This is a genomic window from uncultured Sphingomonas sp., assembly GCF_964237335.1.
Classification (GTDB): domain Bacteria; phylum Pseudomonadota; class Alphaproteobacteria; order Sphingomonadales; family Sphingomonadaceae; genus Sphingomonas.
The window spans coordinates 1-20,487 of the sequence record NZ_CAXSHM010000045.1 but is presented as its reverse complement, the minus strand read 5'-3'; the positions used below and the strand labels follow the sequence as shown (position 1 = coordinate 20,487).

Sequence of the window (20,487 nt, the reverse complement as noted above, 5' to 3'; positions counted from 1 at the left end):
AGCGCAGGCGCGCTACCTCACCGCCGGGCGCCCCTGCCGCGCAGCGGCTTCGTGCATTGGGCGTGAGCAGACATGTTTGCGAGCCAAGCTACGGAGTGAGCCTCCCGGCGACCCGACCGGCTACCTCGGCTTTCAAGGTCGCCTCCAAGGAACCGCGCCCTACCCCCGCCCGATCAGCCGCTGCGCGATGCCGTCCGACACCTGCGCGATCGGGGCGCCGGTGCGGTCGGCTTCGTCCCACACCTGCGCCAGCCGCTCGGGGATGCGGGCGATGCGGGCGCGGACCTCGTCCTCGTTCGCCGTGCCGAGATATTCGAGCGCGACGTTGATGATGCCGCCGGCGTTGATGACGTAATCGGGCGCGTAGAGGATGCCCGCCTCGCGCAGCCGCTCGCCGTCCGCCGGCGTCGCCAACTGGTTGTTCGCCCCGCCCGCGACGATCCGCGCCTTCATCTGCGGGATGCTGCGCTCGGTCAGCACCGCGCCCAGCGCATTGGGGCTGACGATGTCGGCCTCCGCGGCCAGGATCGTGTCGACCGGCACCACGCTCGCGCCCAGCTCGTCGGCCAGTGCCGCGGCGCGCGCGGCATCGACGTCGGCCAGCATCAGCACCGCGCCGTCCGCCGCCAGCCGCCGCGCGAGCCCGCCGCCGACCGAGCCGACGCCCTGGATCGCCACGCGCACGCCGCGCATGTCGCCCGCGCCCAGCCCGCGCGCCGCGGCGGCCTTCACGCCCAGATACACGCCGTCCGCGGTATATGGCCCGGGATCGCCGCCCGCCGCGCCGGTCTGCGCCGGCAGGCCGGACACATGCCGCGTCGCGCGCGCGATCGCCACCATGTCGGCCTCCGCGATGCCGACGTCCTCGGCCGTCACGTACCGGCCGGCGAGCGAATCTACCGCGCGGCCGAACGCCTCCAGCATCGCCGGCGTCTTGGTGCGGACCGCGTCGGCCAGGATCACGCCCTTGCCCCCACCCATCGGCAGCCCGGCCATCGCGTTCTTGTAGCTCATGCCGCGCGACAGCCGCAGCGCGTCGGTGATCGCGTCCGCATCGGCGGCATAATGCCAGAAGCGGACACCGCCAGCCGCGGGCCCGAGAGCGGTGGAATGCACCGCGATCACCGCGCGCAGGCCCGTGGCGGCGTCGGTGAACAGATGCACGCCCTCATGCGCGTCGAAATCCGGGTAGCCCCAGCCACTCGTCATGGGCTCGCTGGTCATCGCCGGTGCCTTGATGTCGGGAGTGAATGGGGCGACCGACGGGACTTGAACCCGCAACATCCGGCATCACAAGCCGACGCTCTAACCAATTGAACTACGATCGCCACGAAGGTGACGGCCCCTAGCGGGGGGAGGGCCAAGGCGCAAGGGCGGGGGGAGCGGGCTTTGTCTGATCCGCTCACGCGGATGCGGTGCCAGCCCGCTCCCCCACCCGACCTCCCATCCAGGATACGCTGTGGGAGGTCGGGTGGGGGAGCGGGCTGGCACCGCCTTGATCCAACCAATCAGAACTTACCGTCGACCGAAAGCCGGTATCCGCCCGGTCCCTGCACGAAGCCAAACCCGGCGAGCTTCTGCGCGGTGGCGGGATCGGGCGCGGCGACGGTCAGCGCGGCGGTGTAGCGGCCGTCGTCGGTCAGGCGGAGCTCGATCCGCTCCGTCGCCGCCTGGCTCGCGAGCGGCAGCAGCAGCCGGCCGGCGTCGCAGCGCGCGTTGCCCGCCATCACGCCGGCGAGCGGCAGCCCCGCGACCTCGCCCGCCATCGTCGCGCGCACCCGCCCCTCGGCGCGGTCGCAGGCGCCGTCGCGGAAGCGGACCGTCACCTCGTCGAGGTCGAGCGCGGTGACGGGCAACGGCTGGAACAGGCCGGCGGCAGGCAGCGTGGCGGTGATCGCATCGGCGGCCAGCGAGTGACGGCTGGCGGCGAGCGCGCCGCGGAACGCGTGCAGCGCGTCCTCCCCACGGCTGCCCAGATCGACGCGGGCGCGGCCGGCGACCAGGTCGAACGGCGCGAGCCGGGCGGCGAGATCGCCCAGCCGCAGCCCCGCGGCGCTCGCCTCCGCCAGCGATCCGCCCCACACGCTGCCCTCGACGCGCCGCGCCGTCAGCCCCGCCTCCCCCAGCCCTGCCGCGCCGAGCACGAGCCGCAGCGGCAGAAACGCGAGCAGCGCCGCCACCAGCATCGCGCCGAACAGCGCGAGGCGGCCGGTCCCGAGCCGGATCATGAGGTTCTCGCTCGCAGCGTCATCTGCGTCGCCAGCGTGTGATCGCCATTGTCGGTCAGCCGCATCGACTCGACCAATATGCCGGCCTGCTCCAGCCCCGCGACCCAGGTCATCAGCGCGGCGCCGCGCGCCGAGGCGATGCCGAGCTGGACGCGGCCAGGGCCGAGCTGGTTAAGCGTCTGGAGCGTGAAGCCCGCGGCGTCCGCACGGCGGCGCAGCTCCCCATCGAGGCCACCGGTCAGCGCCGCGGGCCGCGCCTTCGCCAGCGCCTCCAGCGCCGCGACCCGCGCCTCCGTGTCGCCCAGCCGGATCACCGCATCCTGCTGGCGCTGGCGGCTGGACGACAGGCCGTCCGTCACCGGCAGGATGATCCCCGCCCACACCAATGTCAGCGCCGCGAGCGCCAGCATCGCGAGGATCAGCCGCTTCTCCCGTAGCGCGCGGCCGTCGAACCAAATGCGGAGCGCCGTCATCTTGCGCGAACCGTCAGATCGCCGGTCAACCGGCCGTCGGCGGCCGCGAAGGTGCTCGCCGTCACGCCCAGCCCCGTCCGGGCGATCGCATCGCGCAACGCCGCGGCCTGGCCCTGCGTCTGCACCGCGACCGACACGCGCAGATTGCCGGTCGCGGACCAGTCGAGCGCGGTCGCCTCCGTTCCCGGAACCGATCGCACCGCGGTGAAGACGATCGCGGCGGTGCGGGTGAAGCCGCGCCCGGGACCGCGCAAGCCGGCCAGCCGCTCGTCGAGCTGCGCGTCGGGATCGTTCGCCGTCTCGCCGCTGGGCAGGCCTGCGCGGGCGAGCTGGTCGGCCCGCGCCTCCGCCGCGCTCGCGGCGAGGTCGTAGCGGGCGACGCGGACCAGATCGGCGGCGAGCGTCACCGTCAGGATCGCGAGCGCCAGCCAGCCCAGCCGCCGGACCAGCGCCCAGTCGATCCCCGCCCGCCGCCGCGCGAACGCGCCCTGCCGCAGGTTCAGCGCCGGCGCGGCGAGCGCGGTCGCCAGCGCCTGCTCCATCGCGTCCGGCGCGAGGCGTACGGGCGGCGTGTCGCCGGTGACGAGCGGCGTCAGCCACGCCTCGTCGGCAAAACCGCTGGTGGCCCCGCGCACGACGTCGCGCCCGCCGATCGCCGCCCGGACATAGCCGTCGCCGGGCCGGGGCAGCAGCATCGGCGCGGGCACGATCCGGTCGGGGTCCACGCCCGCCTCCGCAAGCCCGACCAGCCAGGCGCGCATCTGCGCCGCCGACACGACGCCGATGGGCTGCTCCACGCCGTCTTCCTGGCCGACCGCGACGTGCAGCTCGCCGATCGGCGCCGCGCTCGCGTCCGCCGCCAGCAACCGCGCCGCCGCCAGGCCCTGCGCGGCCGAACGCGTCGGCAACTGGGCCCAATGCAGCGTCACCGCATCCGCCGGCGGCACCGCGACCGTCTCGCCGGCGTCGTCGGGCGTGTCAGCGGCCGGGGGCAACCCCTCGCCGCGCGCCACGACGCGGTTCCCCGCCAGCCGCCACCAGCGGTAACCGTCATCGCCCGACGGCAGGAACAGGAGGGTGGTGTCGCTCACAGATCCTCCCCCCATTGGCGCGAAACGAGCCGGGGCGGAAGGTGGGTCGCGTCGACCAGCGCGTGTTCCTTCAGGTGCGTACTGCCCCCGCCCACCCCCACGGTGACATCGATCTCCAGCGCGAACCAGCGCGAGAGGACGCCCGTCCGGCCGGGTGCGTCGCCTGCCGCGGCGGTGGCGAGCGGGCCCTGCGACCAGAAATCGCCCGCGCTGGCGAACCCCTGCGGTGGCCGGGCGACCAGCGCCGCCTGCGCCTGGCCGATGCCGACCGTGTCGGGCGCCAGCATCGCGACGAGCGGCGCCTGCTCGGGCAGCAGCGTGTCGACGTTGAGCGTCGACGGCCGCGCCATCGGCAGCGTGCAGAGGAACGGGCGGAGCGAGGCGTAGATCGCCGGCGTCACCCCCGCCACCGCGCGCAGCTCGCTCGGATCGGCCATCAGCGTGTTGGCGGTGCGATAGGGTTGCGCGCCGTCGGCATAGCGGCCGTCCTCCGCGCCGTCGGGCAGCTCGGCCGCGTCGCTGTCGATCCAGTCGGCGGTCGCGTCGGCGATCGCGGCGGCGAGCTGGCCCGGCGTGCCCTGAAGGCGGATCAGCCGCGCGAACTCCGCGACCCGCGCGGGCGCGGCGACATAGGGGGTAGTCGCGGCCACCGCGGGCGCCGCGCCCGCGACGCCGGTCGTGATGGTCGGGGTAGCCTGAGTGACGAGCCCGTTGAGGTTGAGGCAGTTTCCGCCGTCGGTCACCCGCGCGGTGGCGATGCCGCCGGGCAGCGGGAGCGAGAACGGATGCCCGCTCCACCCGCCCGCCAGCGTCACGCGATCGGTCGCCTGCTGCAGCAATCCGTCGATGCGCACGATCGCCAGCGTCTCGGCCGCCATCGCATAGGCACGCGCCTGCTCGGTCGCCGCCGCATTGCCCGCGATGCGGGTCGACAGCCGCAGCTTCTCCAGCGCGGTCGCGGCCAGCACCGAAATGATCGCGACCATCAGCAGGACGGTGAGCAGGGCGGCTCCTCGCTCCTCCTTACGACGGTGCATTGGCCGCTCCCGTCGTCGCGGGCGGCGCACCGTAGCCGGTACCGACCAGGAACAGCGCGCGGTACGTCTTCCCGTCGTCGCGCAGCACCACCAGCTCCATCGCCTGGGGCAGCGCGATCCCGCCCGCGCCGTCCCAGCGCCCGGTCCAGGCACCGGCGTAGCGATAGCGCAACGTCGCGGCCTTGACATGGGCGAGCAGCACGGCCGGGGCGATCGGCGCCGCGCCGTCGAGCTCGGGATAGGCGGTGCGCAGCAGCGCGCCGTTCTCGACGCGGTATTCGACCTTCTGCAGCGTCGGCCGCGGGCTCGCGTCGAGGTCGCTCCACCCGCCCCGCACCAGCCGCAGCATCGGCGCGGTAGCGGACCCGCCCTCGCCGACGAAGGCGGGCAGCGTCACGCCGTTGCCGTCGCGCGTCGGCCGCGCGACCGCCTCCGCGCAATCGGCGGACAGCACGGCCACCGTCCGCTCCAGCCCCGACAGGTCGTCGAGCCGCGCCGCCCCCGCGCCCTGCGCCCGCACGCTGAACCCGAGCAACGCGACACCCGCCGCCGCGAGCAGCCCGAAGATCACGAACGCGACCATCAGCTCGACCAGCGTGAAGCCGTGTTCGGCGGAACGCCGACGGGGCGTGAAGCCGTGTTCGGCGGAACGCCGACGGGGCGTGAAGCCGTGTTCGGCGGCGCGCCGAGGCGTGAAGCCGTGTTCGGCGGAACGCCGAAGGGGCGTGAAGCCGTGCTCACGTTCTAAAGAGCGATCTCCGATACTCCCGACCCGTTCGTGCTGAGCTTGTCGAAGCACCTGCCCCATGCCCTTCGACAAGCTCAGGGCGAACGGAGTTGGATCGGCTCGATCGAATGCCGCTTTCGGGACAGTCATGGCGTGGCCGTCGCCGGGGGGCGGATCATCGTCATGTGGCCGAGCTGCTGGCCGCGCGGGTCGGCCACCGTCACGTCGATCCGCAGCACGCGCGCGTCGCCGGTCGGGGATATCTGGCGGGTCCATGTCCAGCTGCGGCCGCCCTCCACCGCAGTGCCGGCGCCGGGCCCGAGCGCGGGCGGGCGCGCGTCGGTCATCGCCTCCACCGCCGCGTTGCGCGCCACCAGGCCCGCCTCCAGCGTCCGGCCGAGCGTGTCGGTCGAGCGGATCGTCGCCCCCTCCAGCCGCAGCAGCGCCAGCGCCGCCAGCGCGAACACTGCGAGCGCCACCATCACCTCGATCAGCGTGAAGCCGTGTTCGGCGGAACGCTTTGAAGGCGTGAAGCCGGCGGCCGCGGCGTGGGCGCCCCGCGTGTCAGTCACCGATCCGGACGCTTCCATCGGCGGCGATGCGGACGTGCGAGGTGAAGCGGCCGCGCGTCAGAGGCACGTCAGCGGGCCGGTCGGCGAGCCCGGTCTCGTCGAACGCCACCCGCTCGCGGCCGGTCGGCGCGGTGACGAGCGCTTGCGTCCCCTCCTTCCACCGCGCGACGCGCAGCGCGGCGTCACCCATCGGCGTCCAGCCCGCTCCCGTGCGCTCGTCGAAGCCATAGCCGCCCGGCGTCACCCAGACGCTGACCGGCCGCGCGGCGACGATCGCGGCGTCATGCGCGGCGCGCACCCGGTTGGCGAACTGATACGCCTCGTCCGACAACCGCCCGCGCGGATCGGGCAGCGCCAGCGACACGGTCGCGGCGGCCAGCCCCATGATGGCGATGACGATCATCAGCTCGACCAGCGTGAAGCCGTGTTCGGCGTAACGCCGAACGGGCGTGAAGCCGTGTTCGGCGTAACGCCAAACGAGTGTGAAGCCGTGCTCGGGCCTCCTTCCGTCACCCCGGGCTCGACCCGGGGTCCCGCTACCTTTGCTGCGCTTCGAAAAAGAAGCGACACCCCGGGTCGAGCCCGGGGTGACGGGGGGGGACGTCACTGCCAGCTGCCGATGTCGGCGTCCGGCCCCTCGCCGCCGTCCTTGCCGTCGCGCCCGAGGCTCCACACGTCCGCCTCGCCGTGCTGGCCGGGCGAGGAATAGAGGTATGGCCGCCCCCAGGGATCGGCCTTGAGCTTGCTGCCCTTGAGGTAACCGCCGGGCTGATAGCTCGCCGGGTTGATCCCCGCCGGCGCCGCGATCAGCGCCTGCAAGCCTTGTTGCGTCGTCGGATAGCTGCCGTTCTGGAGCTTGTAGAGGTCGAGCGCCGACTCGATGGTCGATATGTCCGCCCGCGCCGCGGTGACGCGCGCCTTGTCGCCCGACGGCAACACGTTGATCGCGACGATCGTCGCCAGCAGCCCGATGATGACGATGACGACCATCAGCTCGACGAGGGTGAAGCCGTGTTCGGCGGAACCCCGAACGGGCGTGAAGCCGTGTTCGGCGGAACGCCGTATGGGCGTGAAGCCGGCTTCCTTCCGCCTCTTCCCGTCACCCCAGCGAACGCTGGGGTCTCTGCGTGAAGCGCGGGACCGGAGCCGCGAGAGACCCCAGCGTACGCTGGGGTGACGAACAGAAGCGTGAACCATGATCTTCCTCACTGTCCCGCCAGCGTGTTGAGCTGGAGGATCGGCAGCAGGATCGATAGCACGATCGTCGCGACGATGCCTCCCATCACGACGATGATGACCGGCTCCAGCAGCGCGAGCGCGGTGGCGGTGAAGCGGTCGAACTCGCGCTCCAGATAGTCCGCCGCGCGCTCCAGCATCTCGTCGAGCCGCCCCGCCGCCTCGCCCGATGCGGCCAGATAGGTCAGCAGCGGCGGGAACACGCCGGCGCGCCGCATCGCCGCCGACAGGCTGCCGCCGCCCCTGATCTGCTCGACGATCTCGTCCGACGCCGCCCGCAGCCGCCGGTTGTGGATCGTGCTTGCCGTCAGCATCAGTCCGTCGAGCAGCGGCAGCCGGCTCGCCACCATCGTGCCGAGCGTCCGCGCCATCCGCGCCGCGTGCAGGTCGCGCAGCAGCCGCCCGAGCAACGGCAGCCGGAGCAGGCCGGTGTCGAACGACAGCCGGATCGCGGGCTCGCGCAGCAATCGCCAGGCGATCACGCCGCCGCCGACGATCACCAGCGCCATCAGCCACCACCAGCCGACCAGGAAATCGGACAGGCCGATGATCATCCGCGTCAGCCAGGGCAGTTGCTGCCCGACGGTGTCGAACTGCTCCACCACCTGCGGCACGACGAACATCATCAGCGCGGTGACGACGCCCAGCGCGACCGTCGCCAGCACCGCGGGATAGGCAATGGCGGTGATGAGCTTGCCGCGAATCTCCGCCTGCCGCTCCAGCAGCACCGCGAGCCGCTCGAGGATCTCGGGCAGCGAGCCGGACCGCTCACCCGCCGCGACCATCGCGCGGTACAGCGGCGGGAAGCTCTTGGGCTCGCGGCCCATCGAGTCGGCCAGCCGCCGCCCCTCGACGACGCCGGCATGGACCTGCGCGACGATCGTCTGCACGGACTCCTGCTCCGTCTGGCGGACGATGGTGCGCAAGGACTCCTCCAGCGGCGAGACGCGGTTGAGCGTCGCGAGCTGGCGGGTGAACAGCGTCAGCTGCTTGCCCGACACCCGCGCGCGCGTGAGCTTGAGCCCGAACAGCGGGCGGCCACGTGGTGGCGGCGGGGAACCCGCCTCGATCCGCACCACATACAGCCGCCGCCGGTCGAGCGCGGCGCGCGCGTGGTCGAGGTCGGCGGCGGCGACATGCCCCCGCTTCTCAGCGCCCCGCGCGTCGATGGCGAGATAGTCGAAATCAGCCATGGGGGATCGCCGCCACCCTACTTCCGTCCAGGCTGAGCTTGTCGAAGCCCTGCCCTTCTTCGGCTCGGTAAGAAGAAGGACAGCCCCCTTCGACTGCCTGCCTGCGGCAGTCGCTCAGGACAGGCTTCGACAAGCTCAGGGTAGACGGAGGAAGGGCAACGCTCAAGCATCCACCACCAGCGGCACGCTCTCGATCGCCGGGTCTGCGGCGTCGCGCCGGGACACGCGCACCGCTTCCTCCGCCGACGTCTGCCCTTCCAGCACCAGCGCGCGCGCGGCGGTCGCGAGGCTGGGGGAGCGGGCGAACGCATGCGCGGCGATCGCCGCCTCGTCGCCGCCCTCGTTGATCAGCCGGCGGATCGTCTCGTCGACGCGCACGCCCTCGAACACGCCGACCCGGCCCTTGTAGCCCGTCGGCGAACAGGCATCGCAGCCGACCGGCTCCCACACCGTCTCGTCGGCGTCGATGCCGAGCAAGGTCGCCACCGTGTCGCCCGCGCGCACCGGCCGGCGGCAGGTAGGGCACAGCCGCCGCACCAGCCGCTGCGCGATGACGGCGCGCAATGTCGAGGCGAGCAGGAACGGCTCCACCTTCATGTCGCGCAGCCGCGTGATCGCGCCGGGCGCATCGTTGGTGTGGACCGTCGACAGCACCAGATGCCCGGTCAGCGACGCCTGCACCGCGATTTCGGCGGTCTCGCGGTCGCGGATCTCGCCCACCATCACCGTGTCGGGGTCCTGGCGCAGGATGGCGCGCAGCCCCGCGGCGAACGTCAGCCCCACCTTGGGGTTGACCTGCGTCTGCCCGACGCCGTCGACGGCGTATTCGACCGGGTCCTCGACGGTCAGGATGTTGCGGCTGCCGTCGTTGAGCAGGCGGAGCGCGGCGTAGAGCGTCGTCGTCTTGCCGCTGCCCGTCGGGCCCGTCACCAGGATGATCCCGTTGGGCTCGGCGAGCGCCTGGCGGAGCAGCGCGAACATCGCCGGCGTCAGGCCGAGCGCGGGCAGGTCGATGCCCGCATTCTCCTTGTCGAGGATGCGCAGCACCACCCGCTCGCCCGCGCGACTGGGAAGCGTCGAGACGCGCACGTCGAGCAGCTTGCCACCAAGAGTCAGTCCCATGCGCCCATCCTGCGGCACGCGCCGCTCGGCGATGTCGAGCCGCGCCATCACCTTGACGCGGCTCACCACGACGGGCGCGACGTGCGGCGGCATGCGCAGCGTCTCGCGCAGCACGCCGTCGATCCGCATCCGCACGACCAGGCCGGTCTCATACGGCTCGATATGGATGTCGGACACGCCGTTGCGTGCGGCATCGGCGATCACGCCGTTGATGAGGCGGATGGCGGGCGCGTCGTCGGCGGTGTCGAGCAGGTCCTCCGCGGTCGGCAGGTCACCCGCGAGCAGATCGAGTTCGTCGCCCATGCCGACGGCGGCCGCGGCGGTCGCCTGCCCGTCCATCGCATAGCGGTCCGACAGCAGCCGGTCGAACTGCACGGCGGGCACAACGCCGACCGCGAACGGGCGGCCGAGGAAGCGGCGCACCTCGAGCAGCGCCTTGGGGTCAGCGCCCTCGCGCAGCGCGACGCTGAGCCGGCCGTCCACGCCGCCCGTCTCCACCACCACCCCGAACCGCCGCGCGAAGGCGTAAGGCAGGCCGAGAGGAGGCAGCGACTCGGTCCCCGCGTCCACCATCGGTCCGCGGGCATCGCTCACTGCCGGTCCTTCGAGGCCGGCGCCATCGGCGCGCCGGCGGCGCGCAGCACCGGCACCGCGATCGTCGGCGTCTCGATGTTGCCGCGCCCGGGCGCGGGCGGGGTCGGCGGCGACAGGTTCATGTACTCGCGCACGAGCTGGTCGATCGACGGCTCGACGCCCGGCGACGCCTCCCCCTCCAGCGAGCGGAGATAGCCGTAGCGCTGCTCGGTCAGCTTGCGGCTGTCCTCGGGCGTCCGCAGGATCGTCGGCCGGATGAAGATCATCAGGTTGGTCTTGGTGCGCGACCGCGTCTTGGCGCGGAAGAGGTTGCCGAGGACCGGCAGGTCGCCCAGCACCGGCGTCTTCTCGATCGTCCGCTGCTCCTGGTCGGACAACAGCCCGCCGATGACGACGATCTGGCCGTCGTCGACCGTGAAGGTGTTCTCGATCGCGCGCTTGTTGAGGATCAGCTCCTGGTTGGTCGTCGAGACCGGCCCGGCGATCGAGCTCACCTCCTGGCGCACATAGAGCTTGATCGAGCCCGACGAGTTGATCTGCGGCTTGACGTCGAGCTGGATGCCGACGTTCTCGCGCTGCACGGTGCGGAACGCGTTGTCCGAATTGGCGGAGGCGAGCGAGATCGCCTGGCCCGTCGTGATCGGTATCTCCTGCCCGACGAGCAGATGCGCCTGCTGGTTGTCGAGCGTGATGAGGTGCGGCGTCTGGAGCAGGTTGGACGCGGTGTCGGTCTTCACCGCGTTGACGATCGCGCCCAGGACCGTGCTGCCGAACCGGCCCGCGATGCCCGCGGACCCGCCGGTCGCGCCCAGGATGCTCGTCAGCGCCGATTGCGCCAGCGTGTCGCTCAGCGTCGAGTTGGTGCTGGTGGTGACGGTGCTGCCGTTAATCGTCGTGGTGCTGGTGTCGAGCGCGCGCGAGCCGATCGCGCCCGCGATGGTTAGCAGGTTGGGCACCGCGTTCGAGTAATTGGTCGCCGCGAACGCGCCGCCGCTCAGGTTTCCGAGCAGCACCTGCGCGCCGAGCTGGCTCGCCACCGCGTCCGACACCTCGGCGACCACCGCCTGCACCTCCACCTGCTCGCGGCGGGTGTCGAGCTGGCGGATCACCTCGCCGAGCTGGCGCTGGACGTCGGCGGGGCCGGCGATGACGATCGCGTTGGCGCCGACGAAGCGCGTCACCACCGCCGCGGTGCGCCCGCCCTGCGTCTGCACCGCCGCGGTCGCGCCATTGGACTGTCCGCCGCCCGAGCCGGGGCTCGGCGTCGCCTGCTGCTGGATCACCGGCTGTTGATAGGATTGCCCCCCGCCCGAACCCGACGCGCCGCTGGTCGACGTCTGCGAGAAGCTGCCGCGCGACAGGGTGGTCTGCGGCACCTGGTCGGGCGTCTGCCCCACGAGCTGCTGGAGCACGGGCAGCATCTGCTCCGCGTCGGCGTTCTCTAGGAACACCACCTTGATCTCGGTGCCGTTCTTCGCCTTCTGGTCGAGCTGCTCGGCGATGGCGGCGAGGCGCGACACCGTGTTGGGGTCGCCGCGCAGCAGCACGGAGTTGGAGCTTTCCACCGCCGAGACGGTCGTCGCCTGCCCGCCCGCGCCCGCCACCACACCACCGACTGCGCTACCCGCGCCGCCGGCGCCCGCGCCGCCGGCCAGCCCCTGCAGCGCGGCGGCGATCTCGCGCGCGCCGGCGTTGCGCAGCGTCACCACGCGGGTCGCCTGGTTGTCGCCATCGATCCGGCGCAGCACCTCGCGCACGCGGCGGACGTTGTCGGCGAAATCGACGATGACCAGGCTGTTGCCGGTGCGGTTCGCCGTCACCGAGCCTTGCTGGCTGACGAGCGGGCGGACCGTGTCGAGCGCGGAGGCGGCGTCGACGCTGCGCAGCCGGACGATGTCGGTCACCAGGCTGTTGCGCGCGGCGCCCGCGGTGCCGATCCGCGTCGGCGCCTGCGCGGCGTTGTCGATCGGCTGGATGCGCAGCGCGCCGTTGCCCGTCGGCACCGCGACCAGCGCGTTGGCGCGCAGCGTGGACAGGAACACCTCGAAATATTCCGACCGGCTGAGCGGATGGTCGGTCACCACCGTCACCTTGCCCTGAACCCGGCTGTCGATGATGAAGGTGCGGCCCGTGACGCGCGCGGCGTCGGCGATGAACGCGCGCATGTCCGCGTCGCGCACGTTGAGCGTCGTCTGCGCGCCGGCCTCCGCCGGGAGGGCAAGCGGGGCGAGCGCCAGCGTGGACGCGAGGAGCAGCCGCTTCATCGGCCGCCACCTGGCGCGGATGGCGCGATCGGGATCGACAGGCTGGTCGGCTGGCCGCCGCGCTCGACGGTCACCGGCAGGATGCCGCCGCCGGCGAAGTCGCTCGCGATCCGGTCGAGGTCCGCCGGGCCGGTCGCGGGACGGCCGCCGATCGAGGTGACGACGTCGCCATCGCGCAGCCCCGCCGCGCGGAAGCCGGTGCCGGCACCCTGGGGATGCACCGTCAACCCGGCGAACCGGCCGCTGTCCAGCCGGGGCGAGAAGCCGATGTCGGCGCGCAACTGCGCCACCGGCACGGCGCCCGGCAGCGTGGCGGGAGGCGATGCCATCAGCGGCGAACCCGAGCCGCCCGGGGTGCTCGCCGTCGGTGCCGCGCCGCCCGCGCCCGACTGGTCGAGATACAGATCCTCCGCCCGGCCGCCGCGATCGAGCGTCACATGGTCGAACGCCACCGACCGCAGCTTCACGCCGCCGACGATCTCCTCACCCACCGCGATCGAGCGCTGGAGGCCATCCGGCCCCGCGACGATCGCCGATCCGCGCCCGCTCGCCTCGTCGATGCGCGTGCCGAACAGCTTCAACTGCAACTGCGTAACGGTCGCCGGCCCCGCGCCTGCCGCGCCGCTGACGCGGAAGAACGGATCGAAGCCCGCCAGCACGGCGGGCGCGCTGCCCGCGACCTGCGGCTCGGCCGGGCGCCAGTCGCCGAGCGGGCCCACGGGCGTCACGATCGCCCACACCAGCCGCGCGGTCTGCACCGCCAGACCGGCGAGCAGCACGAGCTCCGCCGCCGAATAGACGTTCACCGCGGGCAGCCGACGAACCCATCGACGCGCCCTCGCATCGAGCACCAACCGCATCGTCGCTCCAAACCCTTCGCCGGCCGATTCTGGCCGGTCCCGCCCGCGCCCGGCGTCCCAGCCTCGTCCGAACTCAGCCCCGCACGATCCCCGTCGGGGCCATCATAGCCATTTGTGCCGGTTGCGCTAGGGCGCGCGGCGCTGGCATGATGACGTCATGGCGACGACCCCCTCCCCCATCATGGGTGCCCTGCCCGGCTCCGGCCTCGACGCCGGCCCCATCGTGGCGCACCTCGCCGCCCAGCCCGGCGTCCAGCGGGTGCCCAGCCCCAAGCTGACGCTGTTCCTGCGCCGCGGCTTCCTGTCGCCCGCGCAATGCGCGGCGATCATCGAGCGGATCGACGCGGGGCGGCGCCCCTCAACCATCTCCGACGACATCGGCGTCGCCGACTTCCGAACCAGCGAGACCTGCGACCTCGACCGCGCCGACCCGGTGGTCGATCGGGTGGAACAGGCGATCTGCGCGCTGACCGGCCTCGACGGGCGCTTCGGCGAGCCGATCCAGGGCCAGCGCTACGCCGTCGGCCAGGAGTTCAGGGGCCACACCGACTATTTCGAGCCGGGCGGCGTCGACTATCAGCGCTATTGCGGCATCGCCGGCAACCGAACATGGACGGTGATGGTCTATCTCAACGAGCCCGACGCCGGCGGCGCGACCCGGTTCAAGACGATCGACAAGATCATCCAGCCCGAGACCGGAAAACTCGCCGCCTGGAACAATCGCCGGCCGGACGGCACCCCCAACCCCGCGACGATCCACCACGGCATGAAGGTGCGCGCGGGGGTGAAGTACGTGATCACCAAGTGGTTCCGGGAGCGGGAGTGGGTATGAAGACGATCACGATCATGGTCAGCGCCTCCCTCCTGGCGGCAGGCGCGGCTCCGCAGACCGAACGCCCGGTCAGGGTCGACGGAAAAGGCGAACTGATTGCGGCCACCGCTCCGAGCTTTGATTGTGCGTCGGCGCGTGGCTTCGCAGAAACGATGATCTGTGCCGACGCCGTGCTAGGATCGACCGACAGGACGATCGCCGAACTCTACGCCGGCTTGCTCCATCACACCCGAGCGGCAGCACGCGCCGCCGTCCATGCGGAGCAGGTGGACTGGCTCCGCTCACGCGACACGTGCGCGGAGCGCGTCTGCCTGTCGGCCTCGCTCGAAGAGCGGGAGAAGCAGCTTCAGGCCCAAGTCGATGCGACCGACGCCGCGTTACGCGCCGGGCTGAGCCGGGTAGGCCGATGCGAGACGACCAAGCTGGACCATATCAGCGAGCGGCTGGAGCCGGTCGAGGGTGAGAAGCCGGATGGCATGTCGCTCGGCTACGCGGACGGAGTACGTCAGGTGTCGTACGACCGCGATCCCGCCGTGCTCCGGTCACGCCTTGGTGACCCCGTGCGCGTCTGCTTGGCTTCCATCCCAAGCCACTGCCCGCCCAACGACGAGCGAGGACGGGTCTACAGGATCAGAAACCTGCGAACAGGCGTCACGTGGCGTCTGCCGGATGCGGAGCACGAGTGCGGCGGCGCTTAAGGAACTCAATCCCGCACCACCACCCCGTCCTTCATCACCAGCCATACGTGTTCCAGCGCGGTGATCTCCCGCGTCGGATCACTGTTCACCGCCACCAAGTCGGCGCCAACTCCCTTAGCTCGCCGCCCGCCTTCCCGGGTCGTTCGCGACAGCGGCGGCGTCGATGTAGGTGTTGTGGGCGTGGGTGATGCGCCAGCCGTCGGGCGTCCGCACGAAGATCATCGTCATGATCGCGCCCGATGCCGGATACACGCCGCCGCCGGGCGTCGGCCCAGCGCCCTCGATCCGGCTCGTCTCCACCGTCATCATCACGTCGCGGGCGAGCGGCCGCATCTCGACCGGGCCCGGCACCATCCGGCTGTGCGAGAACAGCGGCATCCGGTGGAGCGCCGCATGCGCCTGTTCGACGGCCATCCGCCCGTGCCAGTGCATGCCGACGACGTTGATCCAGTCGACGTCGGGCATGGTGTCCGCGACGAAGGCGTGCATGTCATGCGCGTTCCAGGCATCGACCTGTCGGGCCATGACCCGTTCGATGGCGGCCCGGTCCGCGGCGGGGACCGGATCGGCAACGGGGTCGGCGACAGCGGATGGGGCGGGGCTTGCGGCGGCGGTGGACATGAGGACTACTCCGGCAAGAGCGAGGGCGTTGCGAATGGACGGCATGGTGGCTTCCTTCTGCCGACCGGCCGTACCGCCGCGCTGCCGAGCCCCGCTAGTAAGGAACGGCCATCACGGCACGGCGCCCGGCACCCGATGGAGCGACGGCGGCGCTCCTGCGAGCGCGCGGAAGTCCTTGTCCATGTGCGCCTGATCGAACCAGCCGAGATCGTGCGCGATGTCGGTCCAGGGCCGGTCCGGCGCCGCCGCCCTGGCCGCGACCGCCGCCTCGAACCGCAGGATGCGGGCGTAGCGTTTGGGCGCGATGCCGACCTGCTCGCCGAACAGGCGGCGGAACTGGCGGTCCGAGAGGCCGGACCGCGCTGCCAGCGTCTCCGTCCGATCCACCCCCGGCCACCGCCGCATGTGCGCCAAGGCAGCCGCCACCAGCCTGGTCCCGGCCGACGGCGCGCGCCGCATCCATCGCGCGAGCAGGAAGCGATCGGCGATCCGCGCCCGCGCCTCCAACCCCGATGCGCCGGCCAGCTCGTCGTGAAGGTCGGCGATGGCCTGGGTGCAGAACAACGCCGAGGCGTCGATCCCGGCATCGGTCAACCCGTCCATCGGCACGCCGAGCAGCGCATGAAGGCCGGTGGGCGCGAAATGCACGGTGAAACTGTCGAGCCGACCGGTGAGGAGCAGGTCCACGCGCCGGAACGTCTGCGGGCCGACGGCCGCCACCCACGGCGCCCGATCCAGCGAGGCGGTCAACGGCATCTCGAGCCGGTGCGGGGTCGTGAAATAGAACTCCAGCAGCACGTCGGTCCGCGCCGGCAACGGGATGCGGCGGGTGACCGCGCCGAGCTCCGCCTCCCGGGATTGATAATGGCGCACAACGCCGGCCAGAAGCGGGTGCGGGGCGGTTCGCCCGACGATCATGGCTGGCCTTTCATCCCTCATCCGGTTGCGCTGCCGATCATCACCCCGCGCGTCCCCTTTCGCAACCCGCCCGTCCGATCGTCGGGAGCGGTCTCACTCCCGAACCACGGCCCCGTCCTTCATCACCAGCCGCACGTGCTCCAGCGCGGCGATGTCCTGCGTCGGGTCGCCGTCCACCGCGACCAGGTCCGCCGCCAGCCCGGGCCGGATCGCGCCGAGCCGGTCCGCAAGTCCGAGCACCGCCGCATTGCCCGCCGTCGCGATCGTCAGCACGCGGGCAGGGGCGAGGCCATAGGCGACCATCAGTTCCTCCTCGCGCGCGTTCTTGCCGTGGCTGAAGACGCCGGTGTCGCCGCCCGCGCACAGCGTCACGCCCGCCTTCACCGCGGCGGCGAAGCTCACGCGCTTGGCGGTGATCGCCGGAGGCTCCGGCATCTGGCCGTTCCAGCCGCGGTAATGCTGGATCGCGTCGGTGGCGGCGAGCGTCGGGCAATAGGCGGTGCCGTGCGCCTTCATGAGCTGGAACACGTCGGGCGTGCCCTCGTCGCCATGTTCCACCGTGTCGACGCCGGCCAGCGTCGCGCGGCGCATCCCTTCCGCGGTGCCGGCATGGGCGGCCGCCTTGCGGCCCGCGTCGTGCGCCGCCTGCACCGCGCCCGCCATCTCCGCGATCGTGAAGGTCGGCGTCGAGCGCGCGTTCCCCTGCCAGTGATAGTCGGCATAGAGCTTCACCACGTCCGCGCCCTCGCCCATCTGGCGGCGCGCGGCGGTCGTCACGCCCTCGCCACTCGCCTCCTCCGCGCCCTGCGGCACGTCGAAGGCATAGCCCTTGGGGCCGTATGCGCCGGTCGCGACGATCGCGCGGTTGGCGGACAGGATGCGCGGGCCGGGGACGACGCCGCTGTTGATCGCCTGCTTGAGACCGGCGTCGGCATCGCCCGCGCCCTCGGTGCCCAGATCGCGCACGGTGGTGAAGCCCGCCATCAACGTCGCCCGCGCCGCCGCCACCGCGCGCGCGACGCGCAAGCTGAGCGGCTCCTTCAACACCTGATCGTTCCAGCTCGTCTCGTCATAGGGGTGGAGGAACAGGTGGACATGGGCATCGATCAGCCCGGGGATCAGCGTGGTGCCCGGCAACCGCCGCTCCTCCGCGCCCGGCGGCAGCGCGACGTCGGGGCCGACCGCGGCGATCTTCCCTTCCGCAACCAGCACCCGCCAGCCGGCATGCGCGACGCCGTCGGTGGCGGTGAAGACGCGATCGGGTTCGAGGAGGATGGGGTGTGGGGGTGCGGGTGTGGCGGCGGCGGCCGCGGCAGTGCCAACGGTCACCTGCAGAACAGCCGTAATGATGACAAAGCGCTTCACCCATCCCCCGTTCACCCTGAGCTTGTCGAAGGGCTGTCTTTCTTTCTCACGGCGTAGATAAGAAGGACAGGGCTTCGACAGGCCTGTCCTGAGCGAAGTCGAAGGGCTCAGCCTGAGCGGGTGTGGGTGTATGCGAGAAGGAGAAGAGCGTCCCGGCAAAGCCGTGACGTCGATCGGGCTGCACCCGTCGGCCGTGCGAGAACGGAACGAAGTTCCGCTCCCGCAATGGTGGGCGCGACAGGGATTGAACCTGTGACCCCACCCGTGTGAAGGGTGTGCTCTACCGCTGAGCTACGCGCCCGCCGCCGCCGCGCAAGGGCACGGGGCGAAACCGGAAGCGGGCCTTTACGGGCGGTGGCGGCGGCTGTCCAGCCCTACATCCCCGTCCGTCACTCCAACCTCCAATCGTCACCCCGGACTTGATCCGGGGTGACGGAAGCGTCAGTTCACCGAGTCCTTCAGTAGCTTGCCCGCCTTGAACTTGGGGCTTTGCGAGGCCTTGATCGTCATCGGCTCGCCGGTGCGCGGGTTGCGGCCCGTGGAGGCCTTGCGCCGGGACAGGGTGAAGGTGCCGAAGCCCACCAGCCGCACCTCGTCGCCCTTCTTCAGCGCCGCCGAGATGGTGTCGAACACCGCCTCAACCGCCCGCACCGCGTCGCCCTTGTTGAGGCCGGCCGAGTCGGCGACGGTCGCGATCAGTTCCTGCTTGTTCATGCCCGTGCGTACCCCCTGATATCATCATCGAGGCCAGCACGCGGGACCAGAGCCGCGGGGCCGTCGGGCATCAGTAGGGCGGTGGCCCCCCACCCTGTCAAACGAAACCGCCGCACCATCCAGGGACGATGCGGCGGCGTGCGTTCAGGTTTCGCGTCGATCCGGTCACCCGGTCCGATGATCCGATCAGTGGTGCATCTCGCCCCCCGCCGCCGCGATCGCCGCCGGCGGCAGCGCGGCGAGCTCGTCCGCGTCCGTCCAGTCGATCGCCTCCAGCGGCCGGGTCAGCGCCAGCGCGAGCACCTCGTCGACATGGCTGACGGCCACGATCCTGAGCGCGTCCTTGATGTTCTGCGGGATGTCGGCGAGGTCCTTCTCATTCTCCTTGGGGATCAGCACCGTCTCGATCCCGCCGCGCATCGCCGCCAGCAATTTCTCCTTCAGCCCGCCGATCGGCAGCACGCGGCCGCGCAGCGTCACCTCGCCCGTCATCGCCACCTCGCGCCGGATCGGCGTGCCGGTCAGCGTCGAGACGATCGCCGTCACCATGCCGACGCCCGCCGACGGCCCGTCCTTGGGCACCGCGCCCTCGGGCAGATGGATATGGATGTCCTTGCGGTTGAACAGGCTGGGCTTGATGCCATAGCTCGGCGCGCGCGCCTTCACATAGCTGAACGCGGTGTCGATCGACTCCTTCATCACGTCACCGAGCTTGCCCGTGACCTTCGCCGCGCCCTTGCCGGGCACCGTCACGCTCTCGATCGTCAGCAGCTCGCCGCCCACCTCGGTCCAGGCGAGGCCGGTGACGGCGCCGATCTGGTCCTCCGTCTCCGACAGGCCGTGGCGATACTTCCGCGTCCCGGCATAGTCGTGGAGGTTGTCCGGCGTGATCGTGACGGCCGTCTCCTTGCCCTCAAGGATGCGGCGCAGCACCTTGCGGCACAGCTTGGCGATCTCGCGCTCCAGCGTCCGCACGCCTGCCTCGCGCGTGTAATATTGCACCAGCGCGCGCAGGCCTTCGGGCGTCAGGACGAACTCGCCCGGCTTCAGGCCATGCGCCTCGATCTGCTTGACGATCAGATGCCGCTCGGCGATCTCGACCTTCTCGTCCTCCGTGTAACCCTCCAGCCGGATGATCTCCATCCGGTCGAGCAGCGGCTGCGGCAGGTTGAGCGTGTTGGCGGTGCAGACGAACATCACGTCCGACAGATCGAGGTCGATCTCGAGATAATGGTCCTGGAACTTGCCGTTCTGCTCGGGGTCCAGCACCTCCAGCAGCGCGGACGCGGGGTCGCCGCGGAAGTCCTGGCCGAGCTTGTCGATCTCGTCGAGCAGGAACAGCGGGTTGGACGCGCCGGCCTTCTTGAGGTTCGTCACGATCTTGCCCGGCAGCGAGCCGATATACGTCCGCCGATGCCCGCGGATCTCCGCCTCGTCGCGCACGCCGCCCAGCGACTGGCGGACGAACTCACGCCCGGTCGCCTTGGCGATCGACTTGCCGAGCGACGTCTTACCGACGCCGGGCGGTCCGACGAGGCACAGGATCGGGCCTTTCAGCTTGTTGGTGCGCGCCTGGACGCCGAGATACTCGACGATCCGGTCCTTCACCTTCTCGAGCGCATAATGATCCTCGTCGAGCACACCTTGCGCGGCGGCGATGTCGCGCTTCACCTTGGTCTTCTTGCCCCACGGCAGCCCCAGCAGCACGTCGAGATAGTTGCGCACCACCGTCGCCTCGGCCGACATCGGCGCCATCGTCTTTAGCTTCTTGAGCTCCGCCGTCGCCTTGGTGCGCGCCTCCTTCGACAGCTTCAGCGTCGCGATCTTCTGCGTCAGCTCCGCCAGCTCGTCGCCATCGCCCTCCTCGCCATCGTTGCCCAGCTCGCGCTGGATCGCCTTCAACTGCTCGTTCAGGTAGTACTCGCGCTGCGTCTTCTCCATC

21 protein-coding genes and 2 tRNA genes are annotated in these 20,487 nt (G+C 71.5%); 3 read left to right on the top strand and 20 right to left on the bottom strand.

What is annotated here, in order from left to right:
* Positions 1-159 precede the first annotated feature (159 nt).
* The 7 genes from ACFE65_RS15665 to gspJ all read right to left on the bottom strand — a co-directional run bounded on the left by ACFE65_RS15665 (position 160) and on the right by gspJ (position 5,424).
* Complete coding sequence (locus ACFE65_RS15665; RefSeq protein WP_375383301.1) at positions 160-1,209, bottom strand: Glu/Leu/Phe/Val dehydrogenase; 1,050 nt, start codon at positions 1,207-1,209, stop codon at positions 160-162.
* A gap of 42 nt (positions 1,210-1,251) precedes the next feature.
* A tRNA-His gene (locus ACFE65_RS15660) sits at positions 1,252-1,328 on the bottom strand.
* Positions 1,329-1,508: 180 nt separating this feature from the next.
* Positions 1,509-2,228: a type II secretion system protein N gene (gene gspN / locus ACFE65_RS15655; protein ID WP_375383298.1), complete on the bottom strand. Its 720-nt coding sequence runs from the start codon at positions 2,226-2,228 to the stop codon at positions 1,509-1,511.
* Positions 2,225-2,701, bottom strand: coding sequence for a type II secretion system protein GspM (gene gspM / locus ACFE65_RS15650; RefSeq protein ID WP_375383297.1), 477 nt, complete (start codon positions 2,699-2,701; stop codon positions 2,225-2,227). Before gspM ends, gspN begins: the two co-directional genes overlap by 4 nt.
* A complete protein-coding gene (gspL, locus tag ACFE65_RS15645; protein WP_375383296.1) occupies positions 2,698-3,792 on the bottom strand; it encodes a type II secretion system protein GspL in 1,095 nt (364 codons plus the stop codon). The genes gspM and gspL overlap by 4 nt, the downstream gene beginning before the upstream one ends.
* Entirely contained in the window at positions 3,789-4,829 is a 1,041-nt protein-coding gene (gspK, locus tag ACFE65_RS15640) for a type II secretion system minor pseudopilin GspK (RefSeq protein WP_375383295.1), read from the bottom strand. The genes gspL and gspK overlap by 4 nt, the downstream gene beginning before the upstream one ends.
* Entirely contained in the window at positions 4,816-5,424 is a 609-nt protein-coding gene (gene gspJ, locus ACFE65_RS15635; protein ID WP_375383300.1) for a type II secretion system minor pseudopilin GspJ, read from the bottom strand. Before gspJ ends, gspK begins: the two co-directional genes overlap by 14 nt.
* Positions 5,425-5,433: 9 nt before the next feature.
* On the opposite strand from gspJ, the gene ACFE65_RS15630 reads away from it, so the two are divergent.
* Entirely contained in the window at positions 5,434-5,577 is a 144-nt protein-coding gene (locus tag ACFE65_RS15630; RefSeq protein WP_375383302.1) for a hypothetical protein, read from the top strand.
* A gap of 125 nt (positions 5,578-5,702) precedes the next feature.
* On the opposite strand, the gene gspI is transcribed toward ACFE65_RS15630, so the two are convergent.
* The 7 genes from gspI to ACFE65_RS15595 all read right to left on the bottom strand — a co-directional run bounded on the left by gspI (position 5,703) and on the right by ACFE65_RS15595 (position 13,397).
* A complete protein-coding gene (gene gspI, locus ACFE65_RS15625) occupies positions 5,703-6,128 on the bottom strand; it encodes a type II secretion system minor pseudopilin GspI (protein ID WP_375383294.1) in 426 nt (141 codons plus the stop codon).
* Positions 6,121-6,735: a GspH/FimT family pseudopilin gene (locus ACFE65_RS15620; RefSeq protein WP_375383293.1), complete on the bottom strand. Its 615-nt coding sequence runs from the start codon at positions 6,733-6,735 to the stop codon at positions 6,121-6,123. The genes gspI and ACFE65_RS15620 overlap by 8 nt, the downstream gene beginning before the upstream one ends.
* Positions 6,732-7,118 (bottom strand): type II secretion system major pseudopilin GspG, encoded by a 387-nt coding sequence (gene gspG, locus ACFE65_RS15615; protein WP_375383292.1) that lies wholly within the window; start codon positions 7,116-7,118, stop codon positions 6,732-6,734. The genes ACFE65_RS15620 and gspG overlap by 4 nt, the downstream gene beginning before the upstream one ends.
* Before the next feature lie 215 nt (positions 7,119-7,333).
* Entirely contained in the window at positions 7,334-8,557 is a 1,224-nt protein-coding gene (gene gspF / locus ACFE65_RS15610; protein WP_375383291.1) for a type II secretion system inner membrane protein GspF, read from the bottom strand.
* A gap of 162 nt (positions 8,558-8,719) precedes the next feature.
* Entirely contained in the window at positions 8,720-10,252 is a 1,533-nt protein-coding gene (locus tag ACFE65_RS15605; RefSeq protein ID WP_375383299.1) for a GspE/PulE family protein, read from the bottom strand.
* Positions 10,253-10,269: 17 nt separating this feature from the next.
* Entirely contained in the window at positions 10,270-12,537 is a 2,268-nt protein-coding gene (gene gspD / locus ACFE65_RS15600; RefSeq protein ID WP_375383290.1) for a type II secretion system secretin GspD, read from the bottom strand.
* The gene (locus tag ACFE65_RS15595) at positions 12,534-13,397 is read right to left on the bottom strand and encodes a type II secretion system protein N (protein ID WP_375383289.1); all 864 of its coding nucleotides are present in this window, start codon (positions 13,395-13,397) and stop codon (positions 12,534-12,536) included. Before ACFE65_RS15595 ends, gspD begins: the two co-directional genes overlap by 4 nt.
* Positions 13,398-13,554: 157 nt before the next feature.
* Between ACFE65_RS15595 and ACFE65_RS15590 the strand changes: the two genes are divergently transcribed.
* A complete protein-coding gene (locus tag ACFE65_RS15590) occupies positions 13,555-14,229 on the top strand; it encodes a prolyl hydroxylase family protein (RefSeq protein WP_375383288.1) in 675 nt (224 codons plus the stop codon).
* The gene (locus ACFE65_RS15585; RefSeq protein WP_375383287.1) at positions 14,226-14,927 is read left to right on the top strand and encodes a lysozyme inhibitor LprI family protein; all 702 of its coding nucleotides are present in this window, start codon (positions 14,226-14,228) and stop codon (positions 14,925-14,927) included. The genes ACFE65_RS15590 and ACFE65_RS15585 overlap by 4 nt, the downstream gene beginning before the upstream one ends.
* A gap of 114 nt (positions 14,928-15,041) precedes the next feature.
* On the opposite strand, the gene ACFE65_RS15580 is transcribed toward ACFE65_RS15585, so the two are convergent.
* From ACFE65_RS15580 to lon, 6 genes are all read right to left on the bottom strand, one after another.
* Positions 15,042-15,593, bottom strand: a complete 552-nt coding sequence (locus ACFE65_RS15580; RefSeq protein WP_375383286.1) for an SgcJ/EcaC family oxidoreductase — start codon at positions 15,591-15,593, stop codon at positions 15,042-15,044.
* Positions 15,594-15,659: 66 nt separating this feature from the next.
* Entirely contained in the window at positions 15,660-16,466 is an 807-nt protein-coding gene (locus ACFE65_RS15575) for a helix-turn-helix domain-containing protein (RefSeq protein WP_375383285.1), read from the bottom strand.
* A gap of 93 nt (positions 16,467-16,559) precedes the next feature.
* Positions 16,560-17,795, bottom strand: a complete 1,236-nt coding sequence (locus ACFE65_RS15570; protein ID WP_375383284.1) for an amidohydrolase family protein — start codon at positions 17,793-17,795, stop codon at positions 16,560-16,562.
* Between the two features lie 262 nt (positions 17,796-18,057).
* Positions 18,058-18,132 (bottom strand) — tRNA-Val (locus ACFE65_RS15565).
* 140 nt (positions 18,133-18,272) lie between these two features.
* Positions 18,273-18,545 (bottom strand): HU family DNA-binding protein, encoded by a 273-nt coding sequence (locus ACFE65_RS15560; protein ID WP_375383283.1) that lies wholly within the window; start codon positions 18,543-18,545, stop codon positions 18,273-18,275.
* Between the two features lie 186 nt (positions 18,546-18,731).
* Positions 18,732-20,487 (bottom strand): endopeptidase La (lon, locus tag ACFE65_RS15555; RefSeq protein WP_375383282.1); only part of this gene is annotated, 1,756 nt, incomplete at its 5' end.